General features: G+C 50.8%; 3 protein-coding genes. 2 read left to right on the forward strand and 1 reads right to left on the reverse strand.

Annotation, left to right across the window (positions count from 1 at the left end):
- Positions 1-544: 544 nt before the first annotated feature.
- A complete protein-coding gene (locus Q0294_RS13005) occupies positions 545-1,819 on the forward strand; it encodes a reverse transcriptase family protein (protein WP_299465933.1) in 1,275 nt (424 codons plus the stop codon).
- A gap of 146 nt (positions 1,820-1,965) precedes the next feature.
- Positions 1,966-2,763: a DNA topoisomerase I gene (locus Q0294_RS13010; protein ID WP_299465936.1), complete on the forward strand. Its 798-nt coding sequence runs from the start codon at positions 1,966-1,968 to the stop codon at positions 2,761-2,763.
- Positions 2,764-2,777: 14 nt separating this feature from the next.
- Here Q0294_RS13010 and Q0294_RS13015 read toward each other — a convergent pair.
- Positions 2,778-3,994, reverse strand: a 1,217-nt coding sequence (locus Q0294_RS13015) for a topoisomerase C-terminal repeat-containing protein (RefSeq protein ID WP_299465939.1), incomplete at its 5' end; no start/stop codon positions are given.

The raw sequence follows: 3,994 nt of genomic DNA on the forward strand, positions 1-3,994 counted from the left end.
TTTCTGTATACATTTCCATCAAAGCGGCTCCGCCATTCCACGGGAACCAAAGACGTTCTGAACAGCGTACGCCCGTGCTGACGGCAATGAACTTTCGCAAATTTCGTATTCTGCCCGGAATGTATCGCGGGCATGAAATCAAGGCAATTGCAGTTCTTACAACTTCCCGCTCGCCAATATTTGAGAGCAGGCATTTGCTGATCCGTTTACCTTACTGAAATCGTGCTGGAAAATATAGGCTTTATCCAGATTCACACGACTTAACATTGACGCATCTCACGAAAAGGATACGATTTGCAGACATGATGGGCAGTGGGTCGCACAAGTTCTGATCTGACTGAATTTTAATCGATCACTCAGATCACTGCGGGGATACCCCGTGGGAGAAGTATTGACCATTCTACGACACGTGAAGTGTCGCTCCGATAGACGCTTATCGGATCAACACTTCGCCACAGGATCGGTTGTGCGGCCCGCTGGCCATCTTTGTTTTTTATCATTGTTTCTCTCGATCATTGTCATGACCTGACTGCGGGATTTCTGAATGGGTTTATTTGATTTTTTACGTCAGCTCCTCTTCGGTTCACCGACGAACCGATCTGTTGCGACTCCTGCTCCGATTCCAATTCAAGAACCGGAAAAGTCTCCCCGAGTTTACCGTAAACCGCGCCTGCAGCCCCTCCGGTATGCGAAAGACAAAAAAGATAACAAAGCCAGCATTGAAGAGGTTGCTTCTCCGCCTTACGAGCTCGCACGTTATGGGTCTCGTACCGGTCACTATTTCGACATGACTCAGGATTGTGATCCCGAAAAACTGGACCATTACAATCTGCCACGGTTTGACACACCGCTGGAACTTTCCGAGTGGCTGGAGATCCCGCTGGGAAAACTGGCCTGGCTGACGCATCGGTTTAATCAGTTTGATCGGCCGGATGATGTGAATGAATCGCACTACACCTATCACTGGCTCCCCAAGCGAAATGGCTTTCGGCTGATTGAATCACCCAAACCCTTTATCAAGATCGCTCAGCAGCAGATCCTGCACGAACTGCTCAACAAAATCCCCGTGCATTCCGCCGCGCACGGATTTATCACGGGCCACTCCCCTGTCACCAATGCACGCCCGCATGTTGGCAAACGCGTCGTGGTCAAATTTGATCTGGAAAATTTTTATACCAGCGTCAAATTTTCGCGCGTCGTTTCGATTTTCCGCAGTGTCGGTTATTGTCGCGAAGCGGCGATCTGTCTTGCACGCCTGACGACTTCGGCCATCCCTGCGAATATTGCGTTTCCGGATGGAAGCCTGCGACCTCTGTTACCTTATCTCTCGCGCCATCTCCCCCAGGGCGCGCCCACTTCGCCCGCGCTGGCAAACCTGTCTGCCTTTTCGCTGGATGTCAGACTCTCGGGACTGGCCCGTTCCTTTGATGCAGAATACACGCGCTATGCCGACGATTTAACGTTCTCCGGATCGGATCAGTTTCTGCGATCGCTGCGTGTGTTTATTCCGCTTGTGGATCAGATCGTGCGCTCGGAACGCTTTCATGTGAATCAATTGAAACGCCGCGTGCTGCGGGACAACCAGCAGCAAAAAGTGACCGGCGTTGTCGTGAATGAACACACCAATGTCTCGCGCAAAGAGTTTGATCTGCTCAAAGCAATTCTCACAAATTGTATTCGCCAGGGACCCGTCGGCCAGAACCGGGAGAATCATCCCGATTTTGCCAGCCATCTGCGCGGTCGCGTCGCCCATGTGCAACAGCTCAACCCGAAGCGTGGTCAACGTTTACTGCAACTGTATCAGCAAATTCACTGGTAAACCCGCGGGTGCGAATGCGCCTTGTCTCTTTCCTGCATTTTGAGGCATAATAGGTGCACGGTTTCTCCTGCAGACCTGGAATTTTCCATGTCTTTTTTGATCCCTGATTGAACCCGATTCGTTTTGTCAGTCAGGGAGACAAACTCGTGCTAACACCTTTCGATCAGTTAGGAATCATTGTGGGTGGATTTTTTCGCATCCTGTTCGCAAATCCCTATTTCAGGAACCTGTTAAAACCATTAACACGTTTCTTTATCGGGTTGATTGCGATTCCGATTTTCCATCTGATTCTCAATAAAGTCGTGCGTGTTCAGGAAATTGACGAGGAACTGGAAAAAGATCTCGAACAGTGGTTTCGCGGTTCCCTGTTACTGCTGGCAGCAACGGCGAATATGGAAGCGGCGTTGTTTGGCTGGGTCCCCATGAGTCTGCAGGGAACCGAAGGCTGGATTTTGATGGGCTTTCGGATCATGCTGGCGATCGGCGTGATTGAAGCCATGCCTGACCAGGAATTATTTTCCATCATTCACCCCGGCCCGCCTCCTTTAAAACTCTCAAAAGAGTATGGTATTTTCCGAGAGCTGAAAGAAAAATGGCGGGTTATTCTGAAAGGACTGGTCTGCCAGCATGTCAACCGTTCTTCGCCGGTCTTCGCTATCCTCGCAGCCATTGCCGTCGATACGGTGGGCTGGGTTTGCTATGGAATCGCGATTACACAATATCTGATTATCGGCCTGGTCACATCGCGTGATCGTGCGTTGGATGTCCTCTCGGAATTTGATCGAAAGGTCTCACTCCGCCGCCGCGAGCTCATCGAAGAATTCGATCTGAATGAATCAGACGTCAAACAGGCAAACCAGAAAAAACGTGAAGCAGAAGCGGAACAGGCAGCAGTTCCCTCCCAGCAAGCGGCGGAACGGGACCCGTCCAAGGCTTCTGCGTGAATCGGATCTGTTCCCTATTCTTCAGTCGCTTTTTTCTTAGCCGTCTTCTTCTTGGCTGTTTTTTTTGCAGCCGTCTTTTTGGTGGTTGATTTTTTTGCCGTCTTCTTTTTCGCGGCTGCTTTCTTGGGCGCTGCTTTTTTGGCAGGTTTATCGGCGGCTGACTTTTTGGTTGCCTTCTTCTTCGCGCCGGTTTTTTCTGCTTTCGCAGCCAGCCATTCCAGCCCCTGGTCCAGCGTTATATTCTCGACTTCGTATCCTTTGGGGATCGTGGCATTGATTTTGCCGTGTTTCACATACGGCCCGTAACGACCATCGAAAATGGCAACCTGTTCTTCGTCCTCCGGATGTTTACCCAGTTCACGAATCGGCGTCGGAGCACTCCGCTGCCGCGCCTGTTTTAATAATTCCACAGCGCGAGGCAGATCGACTGTCAGAATATCATCTTCTTTACCCAGCGATTTGTAGACTTTGTCGTGCAGCACATAAGGTCCGAAACGCCCGATACCTGCGTTGACTTTCTTGCCGGTTTCGGGATGCTCACCTAACGGGCGAGGCAGACTTAAATATTTGAGTGCCGTTTCCAGGTCGATCGTATCCGGGTCGATATTCTTGGGAATACTCACCCGTTTCGGTTTCGGTCCATCCTCAATCACATCCCCTAACTGCAGATAAGGACCAAACGGACCAAACAGTTTGTAGATGGGAGTATTCTCTTCGGGATGCATGCCGAGCGCTTTCGGCCCTTCACTTTTCTGGCGAATTAATTTTTCTGCCATTTCGTTCGTTAAATCGGCAGGGGCAATATTATCGGGAATGGAAGCCGAAACAGGATCTTCTTCCGCTCCATCCGTCACGTAAGGCCCATAACGGCCGACGCGGACCGCCGAAGTGATTCCTTCCAGATTCAACGTACAGATTTCCCGCGCATCGATGGTCTCTTCCTTGGCTTTGACCTGCTCGTCCAGGCCATCTTTGCCTCGATAGAACTGATTCAGATAAGGCAATCGGTCTCCTTGACCGACGGCGATGTCGTCCAGTTCCTGTTCCATAGCCGCTGTGAACTGCAAATCGACCAGATTCGGGAAAAACTTTTCGAGTAAGCGCGTGACTGCCAGCGCAGTAAACGTGGGTACGAGCTGACTGCCCGACTTATTCACATAACCACGATCCTGAATCGTGCCGATAATGGAAGCGTAAGTACTCGGACGACCGACGCCTTCGCTCTCCATTT

The organism is uncultured Gimesia sp. (assembly GCF_937919775.1).
GTDB lineage: Bacteria > Planctomycetota > Planctomycetia > Planctomycetales > Planctomycetaceae > Gimesia.

Coding starts and splice junctions, on each gene's coding strand:
- Q0294_RS13005 (WP_299465933.1), top strand. CDS start 545: ATGGGTTTATTTGATTTTTTACGTCAGCTCCTCTTCGGTTCACCGACG.